13 protein-coding genes are annotated in these 12,904 nt (G+C 64.8%); 2 read left to right on the plus strand and 11 right to left on the minus strand.

Going from position 1 to position 12,904, the window contains the following annotated elements; translation table 11 throughout:
- The first annotated feature begins 113 nt into the window (after window positions 1-113).
- Entirely contained in the window at window positions 114-326 is a 213-nt protein-coding gene (locus QXZ85_RS01835) for a hypothetical protein (protein ID WP_315706930.1), read from the plus strand.
- A gap of 74 nt (window positions 327-400) precedes the next feature.
- On the opposite strand, the gene QXZ85_RS01840 is transcribed toward QXZ85_RS01835, so the two are convergent.
- The 3 genes from QXZ85_RS01840 to QXZ85_RS01850 all read right to left on the minus strand — a co-directional run bounded on the left by QXZ85_RS01840 (window position 401) and on the right by QXZ85_RS01850 (window position 3,030).
- Window positions 401-1,219, minus strand: a complete 819-nt coding sequence (locus tag QXZ85_RS01840; protein WP_315706929.1) for an aldo/keto reductase — start codon at window positions 1,217-1,219, stop codon at window positions 401-403.
- A gap of 200 nt (window positions 1,220-1,419) precedes the next feature.
- Window positions 1,420-1,884: a hypothetical protein gene (locus QXZ85_RS01845; protein WP_315706928.1), complete on the minus strand. Its 465-nt coding sequence runs from the start codon at window positions 1,882-1,884 to the stop codon at window positions 1,420-1,422.
- A gap of 264 nt (window positions 1,885-2,148) precedes the next feature.
- Window positions 2,149-3,030 (minus strand): aldose 1-epimerase family protein, encoded by an 882-nt coding sequence (locus tag QXZ85_RS01850; protein ID WP_315767438.1) that lies wholly within the window; start codon window positions 3,028-3,030, stop codon window positions 2,149-2,151.
- A gap of 236 nt (window positions 3,031-3,266) precedes the next feature.
- Between QXZ85_RS01850 and QXZ85_RS01855 the strand changes: the two genes are divergently transcribed.
- Window positions 3,267-4,463 carry an amidohydrolase family protein gene (locus QXZ85_RS01855; RefSeq protein ID WP_315706926.1) on the plus strand — a complete coding sequence of 399 codons (1,197 nt, stop codon included), beginning with the start codon at window positions 3,267-3,269 and terminating at the stop codon, window positions 4,461-4,463.
- A gap of 152 nt (window positions 4,464-4,615) precedes the next feature.
- Here QXZ85_RS01855 and QXZ85_RS01860 read toward each other — a convergent pair whose 3' ends face one another.
- The 8 genes from QXZ85_RS01860 to QXZ85_RS01895 form a co-directional block, all read right to left on the minus strand.
- On the minus strand, window positions 4,616-5,107 hold the full coding sequence (locus QXZ85_RS01860; RefSeq protein WP_315706925.1) for a MarR family winged helix-turn-helix transcriptional regulator: 492 nt from the start codon (window positions 5,105-5,107) through the stop codon (window positions 4,616-4,618).
- 13 nt (window positions 5,108-5,120) lie between these two features.
- The gene (locus QXZ85_RS01865; protein WP_315706924.1) at window positions 5,121-5,825 is read right to left on the minus strand and encodes an ABC transporter ATP-binding protein; all 705 of its coding nucleotides are present in this window, start codon (window positions 5,823-5,825) and stop codon (window positions 5,121-5,123) included.
- Window positions 5,822-6,613, minus strand: a complete 792-nt coding sequence (locus tag QXZ85_RS01870; RefSeq protein ID WP_315706923.1) for an ABC transporter ATP-binding protein — start codon at window positions 6,611-6,613, stop codon at window positions 5,822-5,824. The genes QXZ85_RS01865 and QXZ85_RS01870 overlap by 4 nt, the downstream gene beginning before the upstream one ends.
- Window positions 6,610-8,496, minus strand: a complete 1,887-nt coding sequence (locus tag QXZ85_RS01875) for an ABC transporter permease (RefSeq protein ID WP_315706922.1) — start codon at window positions 8,494-8,496, stop codon at window positions 6,610-6,612. The genes QXZ85_RS01870 and QXZ85_RS01875 overlap by 4 nt, the downstream gene beginning before the upstream one ends.
- Window positions 8,497-8,678: 182 nt before the next feature.
- On the minus strand, window positions 8,679-9,881 hold the full coding sequence (locus tag QXZ85_RS01880; RefSeq protein WP_315706921.1) for an ABC transporter substrate-binding protein: 1,203 nt from the start codon (window positions 9,879-9,881) through the stop codon (window positions 8,679-8,681).
- A 29-nt stretch (window positions 9,882-9,910) separates the two neighbouring features.
- Window positions 9,911-10,495 carry an amino acid synthesis family protein gene (locus tag QXZ85_RS01885; protein WP_315706920.1) on the minus strand — a complete coding sequence of 195 codons (585 nt, stop codon included), beginning with the start codon at window positions 10,493-10,495 and terminating at the stop codon, window positions 9,911-9,913.
- A 39-nt stretch (window positions 10,496-10,534) separates the two neighbouring features.
- Complete coding sequence (locus QXZ85_RS01890; RefSeq protein ID WP_315728376.1) at window positions 10,535-11,425, minus strand: UPF0280 family protein; 891 nt, start codon at window positions 11,423-11,425, stop codon at window positions 10,535-10,537.
- The gene (locus tag QXZ85_RS01895) at window positions 11,422-12,873 is read right to left on the minus strand and encodes a 6-hydroxynicotinate reductase (RefSeq protein ID WP_315706918.1); all 1,452 of its coding nucleotides are present in this window, start codon (window positions 12,871-12,873) and stop codon (window positions 11,422-11,424) included. Before QXZ85_RS01895 ends, QXZ85_RS01890 begins: the two co-directional genes overlap by 4 nt.
- Window positions 12,874-12,904 lie beyond the last annotated feature (31 nt).

Raw genomic sequence — 12,904 nt, forward strand, 5'->3', positions numbered from 1 at the left:
GCAATACCGCACTCGGCCTGAACAAGCGTTCAGGAATTTGCTGTTAGTTCCAGCGGAACGTTTCCTCCACACGCGAAGTTTATCGTCCACCAAAGCTTGAGGAGGAGGACGACATGAAAAAGCTTGGCTTGGCTCTTGCCGCTCTGGGCGCGATGGTGATCGCGCTGCCGTCACTTGCCAGCGCGGAGACCGTGGTCATCAAGCGCGGTCATCGTCATCACTGGGACGGCGCGCGTGCCGAATACCGCGTGCACCGCGAGTGGCATCGGCCGTTCTACCACCACCACGACCGCACCGTGGTCATCAGGCACCGCCACGGCTACTGATCGCGAGCGCCGAAACCAGAATGGCCCCTTGCAGGGGCCATTCTCTTGCGCGCAAACCCTCGGACTTATTCTATTCAGTCCCACTCCGGCGCGAAGCCAGGATTCACGAAGCGCTGATCCTTGGGCAGCGCGGCGATGGTCTTGCGATCCTCATCGTCCAGTTGAAGCTTGAGGGCGTCGAGATTGGCTGTTTGGCTCTCCTTGCGCGCAGCCTTCGGAATCGCGGCTACCCCCTTCTGATCCAACAGCCATTTCAGCGCAACCTGAGCCGCACCTGCATTGTGTTTCCTGCCGATCGCGATCAAGGTCTCGTTCGACGCGGCGCGGCCCTGCGCCAGCGGGCAATAGGCGACCAAGGGGATCGAGCGCTCGGCCATGTAGCGCATGACCTTACTCTGATCGAGCATCACGTGATACTCGATCTGATTGCAGGCGATCGGAGCCTTGACCTGCTCGACCGCCTGCTTGAGCAGCGCGACGGTAAAATTGGCGACGCCGATGGCGCGGGTGCGTCCCTGCTCCTTCAGTGACATCAGCGTCTCGAGCGCGGCCGGAAGATCCATGCCGGGGGCCGGCCAGTGGATGAGATAGAGGTCGACGAAATCGAGGCGCAGCTTCTTCAGGCTGGTGTCGAACGCACGGCGGATCGAATCCGGTGCGAGATTCTCCGGCCAGACCTTGGTGGTGACGTGCAATTCCTGGCGGGGCACCCCCGCCGCAGCCAGCGCAGCCCCGACCGCATCCTCATTGGCGTACATCTCGGCGGTGTCGATATGGCGGTAGCCGAGCGCGAGCGCGCTCTCGACCGCCTCGCGGCACACGGTGCCCTGCATGCGGTAGGTGCCGAGCCCAAGCCGCGGCAGGCGGATGCCCTGAGTTTCAATGCTGTCCATGGAGGCCCTCGGGAAGCGCAGCGCCGAACGTGCAAAGCGCAAGCGATGACGACTGGCTGGATAATCAACGTGTTGGCGGGTGCAGATCAATCTGCCTGCGAGCGGATTGAGAGATCAAGCGCTCGTGCAGCAGATAGCAATCAAGATGATGCGAGGGGGTTCCAATCGGCATCACGGAGCCACTTCCAGGGGATGCGCCCTCACCTCCAGTTGCAGATGGCGCCGTTGCCGGGCCTGCACGGCCAAGTCTGGATCCGGGTGTCCATCGCTTCTGCATCAAATGGGTTGCCGCGACGGTGGGCAAGCCGGGCGCGAGCCGCACCGCGCGGCCGCGTTACCGCCGGCTCGGCCGAGGCACGGCGTGAGGCGGCAAGCGACTTGTCATGGGACTTGTCGTGGGATTTGGCTACGTGAATCCGCCGCGTGGCAATCGCGCGCGGCACATCGGCCTTGGTGTCGGGCTGTGCCGCGACTACCGTGTGATCACCCTTGGCCTCGATCGGAACCGGCTCGAAATGCGCCTCGGGGCCGAGCGGCGTCGGCGACAGCACCGCCTTCGAGAGTTCGAGCTGCAAGAAATCGTCCGGGCGGTACTCGCCCGCCAACGCCGCCGTCCCGGCGAACAGCGCGACGCCTGCAACAACCGCAAACATTTTCAGGACCATCGCTTCCTCCTGAATACGCGTACCGCAATACGCGCCCCGCCCCGCGAAATCAGATCACCGCAGCAGCCACTCATACGTGCTGATGGGGTCCTGCCGAGCCTGTTGTTCAAGTAACAGCTCAGTCCCCCCGGATGGCCGGCCCCTCTGGACGCCCTCGATCAGTACGGCCCCGCTGCGCAACTCATCTAAGTTGCGCCCCGGCCATTTCCAGACGGCGATTAAAAATCAGGGTTAACCCACGGTCGTCGCGATGCTCACAGGACGTCAGATCGCGCTGCAGAGCGCGATGCGAAGCCGCAAGCTCTCCGCCGCACCAGGCGCGATATGCATGAGACCGGGCTTATCGACGAATTCGCCGTCGAAATCGACCGGGCTGGCACAGCCCCGCCACGGCTCGACACAGAGGAACGGTGCGCCGGATGGTTTCGACCAGATGCCGAGCTCGCGGAAGCCCTCCCAGGCGATGCCGATTGCCGGTTCGCGGTCTCCGGCATAGCGGAGCGAGCGGCTACCGACCCGATCCAGGATGACGGCATCCTCGGCGAACAGGGCTTCCCGCAGCGGCAGCACCCGGCCTTGGACCGGTGAGGGTTCGGGCGCGACACGCGTCAGCCCGCCGGCCAGGCGGCGGATCGGGGCCAACTCATCCTGCGCGAAGATCAGCCGGTAGCTGTCTTTCGGCGCCTCCGAGGAAAGCGGCCAATTGAACGCGGGATGGGCGCCGAACGAGGCCGGCAACACCTCGGCGCCGGGATTTTCGATTGTGACGGCGATGTCGAGGCTAGCGGCCTCGATCCGGTAGCTCACGGCCAGGCGGAAGGCGAATGGATAGCGCGCTCGCGTCGTCTCGCTGTCGGTCAGCAGCAGCGAGCAGGAACTGGCCTCGCGCTCCCGCCAGGCGAAACGAAGATCGCGGGCAAAGCCGTGCTGGGTCATCGGATAGGTCCGGCCCCGGTGATGCAGCTCGTCACCCTTCAGCCGGCCCACGATGGGAAACAGCCAGGGGGCATGACGCGGCCAGGCCGGCCCGGCCTGCCAGAGCAGTTCCAGCCCTTCCGGTGTCTTCAGCGAGCACAGCTCGGCGCCATCGGCCTTGATGCTGGCCGTGAGGCCGCCCGCACTGATGGTCTGAATGTCGTCCGTCATGTCCCTACCCGCACCATGATGACCAGTCTCGGCTGTTGATGCCGGATCGCGCAAATGCCGTCCAGCGGCACCATACGAATTGCCGCGCCGACAGGCGGGCTGCGCCGATTCTTCATGCAGCACGGCCGCTTGCCGGTCACGTTCATTCGTGTACGAATGAACAATCCGGCTTGATGCTGCGCCGCGCCCCGGCGCAGAGTCCGAGACAACCGCTTTCGTGAGGAAAGGAACGTTCGATGGCCCATGACGCGCCGCAAGCCACCGGCCCCAGCAAGCTGGTGATCCGCAATATCGGCTTGATGCTGTCGGGCGCGCTGGAGCGGCCCATTCTGGACGCCGACACCATCGTTGCCGAGAGCGGCAAGATCACCGCGGTCGGCCGCTTCAAGGACGTGGACACCGAAGGCGCCACGACGATCGTCGATGCGCACGGCACCACGGTGGCGCCGGGCCTGATCGACAGCCATGTGCACCCGGTGGCCGGCGATTGGACGCCGCGGCAGAACCAGATCAACTGGATCGATTCCTATCTCCATGGCGGCGTCACGACGATGATCTCGGCGGGCGAAGTGCATATGCCGGGACGGCCGCGCGACGTGGTCGGGCTGAAGGCGATGGCGATCTTTGCGCAGCGCGCGTTCTGGACGCTGCGTCCGGGCGGCGTGAAGGTGCATGCCGGTGCGCCGGTGATCGAATGCGAGATGGTCGAGGACGATTTCAAGGAGCTTGCGGCGGCCGGCGTCAAGCTGCTCGGCGAGGTCGGCCTCGGCGGCGTCAAGGACGGCCCGACCGCGCGCAAGATGGTCGGCTGGGCCCGCAAATACGGCATCCAGAGCACGATCCATACTGGCGGGCCCTCGATCCCGGGCTCGGGCCTGATCGACAAGGACGTCGTGCTGGAGGCCGATACCGACGTGGTCGGCCACATCAACGGCGGACACACTGCCCTCCCCGACGATCAGATCCGCTGCATCTGCGAGGGCTGCAAGCGCGGGCTCGAACTCGTGCATAACGGCAACGAGCGCTCGGCGCTGTACACCCTGCGTACCGCGCGCGAAATGGGCGACCTCGCCCGGATCATCCTCGGCACCGATGCGCCGGCCGGCTCCGGCGTGCAGCCGCTCGGCATCTTGCGCATGATTTCGATGCTGTCCTCGCTGGGCGAGGTGCCGGCGGAGATCGCGTTCTGCTTCGCCACCGGCAACACGGCGCGGATGCGCGCGCTGGATTGCGGGCTGATCGAGGTCGGCCGCTCCGCCGACTTCGTCCTGCTCGATAAGGCACAGCACTCGCCGGCCAAGACGCTGCTCGACAGCGTGCAGCTCGGCGACCTGCCGGGCGTCGGGATGACCATCATCGACGGCATCGTCCGCACCCAGCGCAGCCGCAACACCCCGCCGGCGGAAAAGGTGCCGGAGATCGTGGCGAAGTAGTTCTTCGGCGCCGCGCACCGTCATTCCGGGGCGCGCGCGAACCCGGAAATCCCGATGTGAGCAACGTCATTGCGAGGAGCGTAAGCGACGAAGCAATCCGGATTTCTAACCGGACTCTAGATTGCTTCGCTCGCAATGACGGCGCAACGGACTCAGCGCAACTTGTTCAGCAGCGAAAGCAGCGTCTCGCGCTCCTTGGGGTCGAGCGGCGCCAGTGTTTCCCTGGAGATTGCCAGCGCGAGCGGCGCGGTCTTGTCCGCGAGCTGCTGGCCGGCACGGGTGAGGCTCACCAAAAGTCGCCGGCCGTCCTGCGGATCGCGCGTGGTCTCGGTGAGGCCGCGCGCGGTCAGGCGGTCGATCACGCCCTTGATGGTAGCAACGTCCATCGCGGTCAGCCGCCCGAGCTGGTTCTGCGAGCATGGTCCGGTCTCGGCGAGCTTCGACAGCGCCGCCCATTGCGTAGGCGTCAAATTGGTGCCGATGTCGCGCGCGAAGATCATGGTGTGGCGCTGCCAGACTTGGCGCAGGATGAAGCCGATCTGCTCGTCCAGGACGTACGGCGTGCGGGATGACTTTGCCACAGTCTTAGGTAGAACCTTCGTCGAAGCCTTACCTGGTCGTTTCGGCGCGGCGCTCTTTGCCATTTGATTTCTTACCTCAGATCGACAGATGCGCGTCGCGGATGTCGGGCCGCGCGTCAAGCTCGGCCATGGTGCCGGAGAAGCAGATGCGGCCGCGCTCGATGATATAGGCGCGATCGGAGATCAGCCGCGCAAAATGCAGGTTCTGCTCGGACACGATCATCGAGACCCCGGCCTTCTTCATGGTGAGGATCGCGTCCACCATCTGCTCGACGATCTTGGGCGACAGGCCCTCGGACGGCTCGTCCAGCAGCACCAGCGAAGGATTGCCCATCAACGTGCGGGCGATCGTCAGCATTTGCTGCTCGCCGCCGCTCATGCGCCCGCCCGGACGGTTTTTCATTTCGCCGAGATTGGGAAACAATTGATAGAGCTTCTCGCGGGTCCAATATGGCGCATTCGGCCGCTGCTTCTGGCGGCCGACTTCGAGATTTTCCTCGACCGAGAGGTCGGTGAAGATGCGCCGCTCCTCTGGAACGTAGCCGAGACCTGCGCGCACGATCTCGTGCGTCGGTGCCTTCGAGATATCATTGCCCTCGAAGATGATCTGCCCCTCGCGCAGCTCGACCAGGCCGACGATCGAGCGGAAGGTCGTCGACTTGCCGGCGCCGTTGCGACCGAGCAGCGCCACCACCTCGCCCTCTCCGACCTCAAGCCCGATGTCGAACAGGATATGCGCCGGACCGTAGTGGCTATTCAGATTGGAGACGCCGAGCTTCATGCCGAGGCCCCCTCGCGGTGGCGCGCATCGTAAAGCAGGCCTTCGCCGAGATAGATCGCCTGTACCTCGCGGTTGCCGCGCACCTCCGCCGGCGAGCCTTGCGCAATCAAGGTGCCGCGGTTGAGCACCAGGATGCGATCGGCGTGCTCGAATACGACGTCCATGTCATGCTCGGTAAACAGCACGCCGATCGACTGCTCGCGCGCGATCTTCGCGGTCAGCCGCATCAGCTCGACCCGCTCGCGCGGCGCCATGCCGGCAGTCGGCTCGTCCATCAACAGCAGCTTCGGGTGGTTGGCAAGCGCGATCGCAAGCTCGAGCCGCTTGAGGTCGCCATAGGCGAGTTCGCCGCAGGGCCGTTCCGCATAGCCGGCCATGCCGACGAGATCGAGCAGCCGGTCGGCCTCGCCGCGATCGATCGAAGCCATCGGGCTCCAGAAGTCGAACAAACGATGATGATACGACACCAGCGCGACCTGGATGTTCTCACGCACCGTCATGGTCGGATAGGTCGCGGTGATCTGGAAGGTGCGGCCGACCCCGAGCCGCCACACCTCGCGTGGCTTGCGGCCGGTGGTGTCCTCACCCATCACGCAAATGCGTCCGGAGTCCGGCACGTTCTGCCCATTCAGCATGTCGAAGCAGGTGCTCTTGCCCGCCCCATTCGGGCCGATCAGCGCCAGGATCTCGCCGGCCTGCAGCATGAAGGAGACGCCGCGGACGGCGTGAATGCCGCCATAGGATTTGGTCAGGCCCTCGACCGAGAGCAACGCAACGCCGAGGCTCATTGCGCGCTCTCCATCTTGGCCGCGAGCACCGGCGGTTTCGCCGCCGTCCTGCGGCGCCGATACGCAAGGCTTTCGAACATGCCGACGATGCCCTTCGGGAAGACGACGACGATCAGCACGATGAAGATGCCGAGCACGAGCTTGGACAAGTCGGTCTGGCTGACCAGCCAGATGTTGAGCGCCTTGTAGACGATGGCACCGAAGATCGGGCCGGCCACAGTCTCGACGCCGCCGAGCAGCACCATCACCAGCGCATCGACCGACAATGAGATGCCCATGTTGTCGGGGAAGACGCTGCCCTTGAGATAGGCGAACAGCGCACCGCCAACGCCGGCCGTGGTGCCCGCGACGACGAACGCGGTCCATTGGATCAGCTTGCCGTTGATCCCGATCGCCTCGCTACGCAGCGGCGAGTCGCGCATCGCGCGCAGCGCGTAGCCGAACGGCGAGAAGGTGATCAGCCTGAGCACGCTCACCACCAGCGCAGCGACGCCGAGCGCCAGCCAATAGAAGTGCGACGGCGAGGCAGCCCATTTCTCCGGCCAGAGGCCCAAAATGCCGTTGTCGCCGCCGGTCACGGCCACCCACTGAAATGCGATCGACCAGACGATCTGGGCGAATGCGAGCGTCAGCATCGCGAAATAGACACCCGAGAGCTGCACCGCGAACGCGCCGAACACGATCGCGCCCATCGCTCCGAGCAACGGCCCCAGCAGCAGACACGCGACCATCGGCAATCCCGCCATCTTGGCCAGAAAGGCGACGCCATAGGCGCCGAGCCCGAAATAGGCGGCATGGCCGAACGAAGCGAGCCCGCCGACCGCCATCAGGAAATGCAGGCTGGCGGCAAAGATCACGAAGATCGCGACCTCGGCACCGACCGTCAGCAGGTAGTTGCCGCCGACGAAGGGGAGCAGTGCGAGAAGCGCGAGCGCAGCCAGCGCAACCAGCCGCTCGACCGGGGTCAACGGATGCCAGGGAATGACGGTGAGCCCCGGTGTGCGGCGCGCGGGGGCTTCCTTCTTGCCGAACAGGCCCCAGGGCCGCACCACCAGCACCACCGCCATGACCAGGAACACCAGGATCAGCGAGATGGTCGGGAAAATCAGGATGCCGAAGGCATTGAGCTCGGAGACCAGCACGGCGGCCACGAACGCGCCAATGATGCTGCCGAGCCCGCCGATCACGACGACGACGAACACCTCGACGATGATACGCAGATCCATCGCGTGATGCACCGCGTCGCGCGGGATCTGCAGCGCGCCGCCAAGCGCCGCGAGAAAGACGCCGACCGCGAACACGCTGGTGAACAGCCATTTCTGATTGACGCCGAGCGCTGCCACCATGTCGCGATCCTGCGTGGCCGCGCGCACCAGGATGCCCCAGCGGGTGCGCTGGAACAAAAGCCAGAGCGCGCCAAGGACGACCGGCCCCAGCACGATCAGGAACAGATCATAGCTCGGGATATTCTGACCGAAGAAATCGACCGCGCCTTTCAGGCCGGGCGCGCGACGCCCCAACAGATCGTCCGGTCCCCAGATCAGAACCACGAGGTCCTCGACCATCAAAGTAAGTCCGAACGTCGCCAGCAGCTGGAACAATTCCGGCGCGTGATAAATGCGGCGGAGCAGGATGATCTCGACGACGACGCCGACGGCCGCGACCACCAGCGCTGCCGCGACGATAGCGCCCCAGAAGCCGAGCGCGCCGGACCAATGCTCGGTCAGCGTGAAGGCGACGTAGGCGCCGAGCATATAGAAGGCGCCATGCGCGAAGTTCACGATGCGCGTGACACCGAAGATGATCGACAGTCCCGACGCCACCAGGAACAGCGAGGCCGCGCTGGCAAGGCCGGTCAGGAACTGGACGATGTAGAAGGCCATGAGCGGTCCGCGTCAGGAAATCTTGAAGTCCGGGCCTCATCCTTCGAGACGGCGCTTCGCGCCTCCTCAGGATGAGGATCAACGAAATAGGCTCTCAAACCCTCATGGTGAGGAGCGCGGCGACGCCGCGCGTCTCGAACCATGAGGCCCCCGCTTTGCCCGAACGACCGAGCTTGCTGCGCTCACTCTTTCGGCCGGAGCTTCGCGACTTCCGCATCGGGCGGCAGATAGTCCGAGCCCTTGCGATAGGCGGTGTCGACCATAATCCCCTTGCCGTCCTTCACCGCCGTCTTACCGACGAAGGCGCCCAAGGTGGACTGGTGATCGATCTTGCGGAAGGTGATCTCGCCGAAGGGCGATGGCACCGAGAGCCCTTCGGCCGCAGCCACCAGCTTGTCCGCATCGGTCGAGCCGGCCTTCTTCAGGATCGCCGCCGCCGACTTGATGGTCTCGTAGCCGACGATCGAGCCGAGCCGCGGGTAATCGTTGTACTTGGCCTGATAGGCCTTCAGGAACGCATCATGTTCCGGCGTCTTGATGCTGTACCAGGGATAGCCGGTGACGATCCAGCCCTCCGGCGTCTCGTCCTTCAGCGGATCGAGATATTCCGGTTCGCCGGTCAGGAAGCTCACCACCTTGCGATCCTTGAACAGGCCGCGGGTGTTGCCCTCGCGGACCAGCTTGACGAGGTCGGCACCGAAGGTGACGTTGAGGATGGCTTCCGGATTGGCCGCAGCCACCGCCTGCACCACCGGACCCGCGTCGATCTTGCCCTGCGGCGGCCACTGCTCGTCCACCCACTGGATGTCAGGGCGCTTCTCCGAGAGCAGCTTCTTGAACACGGCAACCGCCGACTGGCCATATTCGTAGTTCGGCGCAATCGTTGCCCAGCGCTTGGCCGGAAGCTTGGCAGCCTCCTCCACCAGCATGGCCGCCTGCATGTAGTTCGACGGCCGCAGGCGGAACGTGTAGCGGTTGCCCTTCGACCAGGTGATGGCGTCGGTCAAAGGTTCGGCCGCCAGGAAGAACACCTTCTTCTGGTTGGCGAAGTCGCTGACGGCGAGACCGATATTGGAGAGGAAGGTGCCCGCCAGCATCGCGACATTCTCGCTCGACACCAACTCGTTGGCCGCCGTTTGCGCGTCCGCCGGCTTGCCGCTGTCGTCCTTCGAGACGACGACGAGCTTCTTGCCGTTGATGCCGCCGCTAGCATTGATTTCCTCGACGGCGAGCTGCCAGCCCTTGCGATAGGGTTCGGTGAAGGCCGGCAGCAGCGAATAGCTGTTGATCTCGCCGATCTTGATCACGTCCTCGGCAAGGGCCGTCCTGGCCGTGCCGGCCGCGGCGATGGCCAGGCCCGCCGCAAGCAGAAATCTCCGTCGCATCCTTCAGCCTCCAACTGTTAACTTGGAAATTAACGCAACCCGTCGTCACCCTTGATCTCGGCGACCGTGAGACCGCCGACCCGCGGCAACGGACGGCCGCTGTCGGTCACTGCCAATGCGACCATGATCTCGTTGGCACGCGGCGCGTCGTTGATCTGCACTTCCATGCCATCGAAATGACTGCGCACGAAGGCGGCGTCCTTGTGCCCGAGCGGAATATCGAGCGTGCAGCCGACCCCGCCGCGCTTCTTGGACGACGGAATCAGGGCCGCGCCCTTGCCGAGCACCTTGCGCACCGGCGCGCCCATCTTCGGATGCAAGATCGCGGCCGCATGCTCCAACTCGCCGTCGGCACCGACCGCAGCGGCTTTGCCATAGCTATGAGCCGAGGCCCCCTCGATGCCGAGCGCGGCAACCGCCTTTTTCGCCAGCAGTTCGCCGAGTTCCTCACCGATCGCGATCAAGGGCGAAAGATCCTCGACATAACGCCCGGCAAACGGGTTCTCGATGACGGCCACGGCGGCCGCGCGACGGGTCGGCGGCGAAACCGTCTTCCCCATCTCAAGATGGACCTCCTCGACTACGGTGACGATCTTGCGGATGACGGCACTCATCGTTCGCTACCCTGCCTCTGAACCCACATGTATCAAACCTTACGCCGCGGCCGCCTGCAACCGGTCCGGACGGCCGATGTCGATCGGCCGCGCACCGACCTGGCGCATCTCGCCGCCGAGTTGCAGCACCGCGCCTTCGATCAACCCGGCTGCCAGCAATTGTCGCGCCATGGCCTCGCCGTGCGCAAGCGCAGCGGCAATCTCATCATTACAGAGCGCGCCGACCTCGCATGTGACGAGACGGTGATCGAGATCGGACTCCGGCTGCAGCTCATTGGCGGGCCGACGGACGACCGCGGGATGACCGGGCAGATCGACCGCATTCGCAACGATGGTGGCCGCGGCATCGGCCTGCGCGGCGGTGCGCGCCAGCACGGTGACCGCATCGGCAATGCCGAGCGAGAAGCTGCGGCCGTGGCGGCCGGACGTCGCGACGCCACGGCTGGCATCGTCGGCACGAATGGTCATCGTCCGCAGGACGCCATGACTATCCGGGCGGTCCATCAGACCGACTCTGAAGCACGCGGGGTCCAGAAGATGCAGCGCGATGTCACCGCCATTGTTGACATAGGCACGCGAAACTTTCGCAGCGCCAAGCATCGCACCGAGGATCTCCTCGGCCACAGAGCCTGCCACCGCCGCCATCGGCGTGATGAAATGGTTCGCAGCGTAAGGCGCAACGGCATGGTACATACGGCGGGCGACGACACCGCGCAGCCTGCAGCAGGCAGGATCGGCAGCCTGGCGCAGCTCCGGCAATTCCGTGCAGAGCTCGTCGAGCAGGCCAGTGAAGCGCAGCACGGCGGCCTGATAAGCGCGGCCGATCTCGGCCTGGTCACCGTCGGCCCCGATGATCAGATCGATCGGCCCATCCTGCAGATGCAGCCGGCAACCGTCGGGCAGCAATGCGATCTGTGGCCGTCTCATCATGCGCTCCGTACCGGCCAGGGCAAGTGACGGATATCCTTCGAGACATCTTTCATTGAGGCCAGCGACTGCACATAGTCCATGTGGCCGCCAAGCGCCGCATAATCGGACAGCTTCAACGTGAATTCGATGGGCGCCACGATCGCCGGGGTCGGTACGTAGCCGAACGCGCCAGCCGGCATCTGCGTGACATCGACCATGAAGGTGATGCCGCCGCCCGGCCAGACATAGACCGGCGCGCCGCCCGAGGTCACGCGCGTCAGGGCGTCCTTGACCGAGCGCGTCAGCCGGACCGGATTGTCAGTCACGCCAGCCCGCAGCGAACCGCCGGCGCCGGCCATGAACAGGACGGTGCAGAGCGCCGGCTCGCAATTCTCCTGAATGCGCTCGACAGAGAATTTAAGGTCTGGCGGCATCTCCTGTTCGACCGGCCTCAGCGCGTCATCCAACACGTAATAACCCGCATGCTCGCCGGTCGTGGAGACCATCAGCATGGTCGTGCCTGGGCGCGCGGTCTTCGGATCGAACGGCCCGAGGATCGACAGCGGATCGGAAATATCGGTGCCGCCCCAGCCGGTGCCGGGATGGGCCACCTGGAAATAGCGGCCCGGCGTCGAGCGCCGACCCTTCATCTTGATTCCCGTTCCGGGAATATCGAGCAGCTTGCCGGCTTGATGCTCGGACAAGACGCCGGTGATGTGGTCATCGACCACGACAACCTCGTCGACCTTGCCCTGCCACTGCTTGGCGAACATCCCAATCGTGGCCGAGCCGCAGCCGACCCGCATGCGCTCTTCCTTGACGCCGTTGACGACCGGCGGAGCGCCCGCCTGCACCACGACCGCGGCACCGCCGTCGATGACCAGTTCGACCGGCTTGCGGTTGCTGAGGTCCATCAGCGCGTCACAGGTGACACGCCCCTCTTTCTTCGAACCGCCGGTCAGATGATGCACACCGCCAAGCGAGAGCATCTGCGAGCCATATTCGCTGGTCGTGACATGGCCGATCGCCTCGCCATCGACACGCACCGTCGCGGCCTCAGGCCCGAGATAGCGGTCGGTGTCGATCTTCACCTTCACGCCGCAATAGCTGAAAATGCCCTCGGTCACCACGGTGACCATGTCGACACCATCGACTTCCGAGGAAACGATGAACGGCGCCGGCTTGTAGTCGGGATAGGTGGTTCCGGCGCCGATCGCGGTCACGAACAGTTCCGGCTGATGCACGATCTTGCCGTCCCAGTCGCCGCTCGCCTGAAACGGCACTAGCCGTCCCCCATGCGACATCGTGCGTTCCAAGAGGATATGCGGATCGACGCGCACCAGCACGCCATCCTGATTGGCGTAGCGGTCGCAGGCGCCCGCCGCGCCCGGCTTGATGTAACACATCACCGGGCAGGCATCGCAGCGAATCTTGTCGCCAGCACTCTCGCTCGCCGTCTCAATCGTCATGCGAAAAGCCCAATCGAAGCCATGGTCGTCA

The organism is Bradyrhizobium sp. SZCCHNGR1005 (assembly GCF_032489995.1).
GTDB lineage: Bacteria > Pseudomonadota > Alphaproteobacteria > Rhizobiales > Xanthobacteraceae > Bradyrhizobium.

What these genes read in the sequence shown, in the direction of transcription:
- QXZ85_RS01835 (WP_315706930.1), top strand. Translation starts at nt 114, where the DNA reads ATGAAAAAGCTTGGCTTGGCTCTTGCCGCTCTGGGCGCGATGGTGATC.
- QXZ85_RS01840 (WP_315706929.1), bottom strand. Translation starts at nt 1,219, where the DNA reads ATGGACAGCATTGAAACTCAGGGCATCCGCCTGCCGCGGCTTGGGCTC.
- QXZ85_RS01845 (WP_315706928.1), bottom strand. Translation starts at nt 1,884, where the DNA reads ATGGTCCTGAAAATGTTTGCGGTTGTTGCAGGCGTCGCGCTGTTCGCC.
- QXZ85_RS01850 (WP_315767438.1), bottom strand. Translation starts at nt 3,030, where the DNA reads ATGACGGACGACATTCAGACCATCAGTGCGGGCGGCCTCACGGCCAGC.
- QXZ85_RS01855 (WP_315706926.1), top strand. Translation starts at nt 3,267, where the DNA reads ATGGCCCATGACGCGCCGCAAGCCACCGGCCCCAGCAAGCTGGTGATC.
- QXZ85_RS01860 (WP_315706925.1), bottom strand. Translation starts at nt 5,107, where the DNA reads ATGGCAAAGAGCGCCGCGCCGAAACGACCAGGTAAGGCTTCGACGAAG.
- QXZ85_RS01865 (WP_315706924.1), bottom strand. Translation starts at nt 5,825, where the DNA reads ATGAAGCTCGGCGTCTCCAATCTGAATAGCCACTACGGTCCGGCGCAT.
- QXZ85_RS01870 (WP_315706923.1), bottom strand. Translation starts at nt 6,613, where the DNA reads ATGAGCCTCGGCGTTGCGTTGCTCTCGGTCGAGGGCCTGACCAAATCC.
- QXZ85_RS01875 (WP_315706922.1), bottom strand. Translation starts at nt 8,496, where the DNA reads ATGGCCTTCTACATCGTCCAGTTCCTGACCGGCCTTGCCAGCGCGGCC.
- QXZ85_RS01880 (WP_315706921.1), bottom strand. Translation starts at nt 9,881, where the DNA reads ATGCGACGGAGATTTCTGCTTGCGGCGGGCCTGGCCATCGCCGCGGCC.
- QXZ85_RS01885 (WP_315706920.1), bottom strand. Translation starts at nt 10,495, where the DNA reads ATGAGTGCCGTCATCCGCAAGATCGTCACCGTAGTCGAGGAGGTCCAT.
- QXZ85_RS01890 (WP_315728376.1), bottom strand. Translation starts at nt 11,425, where the DNA reads ATGATGAGACGGCCACAGATCGCATTGCTGCCCGACGGTTGCCGGCTG.
- QXZ85_RS01895 (WP_315706918.1), bottom strand. Translation starts at nt 12,873, where the DNA reads ATGACGATTGAGACGGCGAGCGAGAGTGCTGGCGACAAGATTCGCTGC.